We start from the raw sequence: 683 nt of genomic DNA, 5'->3' as shown, positions 1-683 counted from the left end.
TGTTTGAACACGGGTTCGATCCGGTTGAGTTCGGGGCGGTACGCCGGCAGGTAATAGAGGTAGATGCCCTGCTTCGCCAGTTCCGGCCTCGCCGCTTTGGTCACCTTGCTGGTGTGGATGCCGGCGTTGTCCAAGACCACGACTCGCGGGACGGCGGCCATCGGCAGGTTCCGAAGATAGTGAACCAAGTCGTCGGCGGTCAGCGTCCGCTCAAACGGGACGGCCGCGAGGTCTGGGACAGGGGCGAACGGCTCGTACGTCGCCAGGGCGTTGACCCGCCGGCCTTGCGGATACTCGTATTTCACCCGCTTGCGTTGCCTGGGCAACTGCCACGAATATCCGGTCGGCAGGGAGGGGCTGAAGCCGCATTCGTCGAGGTAAAAGAGCTTCACCCGGCCGGTATCCGCTTTTTTTTTAATCCGTCGAGGACTTGTTCGGCCCGTTTGACCTTCTTGGGGTCTTGCTTGTGGCCGACGGTCTGGGCGGTCCGTCGGTATCCGGCCTTCAACAACCCCAAGTAACGAAGAACCTGGCGGCGGCCGATGGCGAGACCGTCGGAGGCCAGGGTTTCGGTCAGTTGCCGGCTGGTCCAGGTCCGTTCCTGACTCAGCAGTTCGGACAGGCGCCCGGTGACTCGTTCGCGGCGGGCGTGGTCCGGTTCGGGACCGGGCAACTCGGGGGGG

The 683-nt window shown here is 64.0% G+C and carries 1 protein-coding gene and 1 pseudogene; both read right to left on the bottom strand.

What is annotated here, in order from left to right:
• On the bottom strand, positions 1–392 hold a 392-nt coding region (locus BGIM_RS64565), incomplete at its 3' end, for a transposase (protein ID WP_020467922.1).
• Positions 389–683, bottom strand: a pseudogene (locus BGIM_RS64560) (hypothetical protein); the annotation flags it as partial. The gene BGIM_RS64565 and the pseudogene BGIM_RS64560, both read right to left, overlap by 4 nt.

Source organism: Zavarzinella formosa DSM 19928 (assembly GCF_000255705.1).
GTDB lineage: Bacteria > Planctomycetota > Planctomycetia > Gemmatales > Gemmataceae > Zavarzinella > Zavarzinella formosa.
Note: the sequence above shows the minus strand (reverse complement) of the source record. Positions and strands in the feature narration are given on the sequence as shown.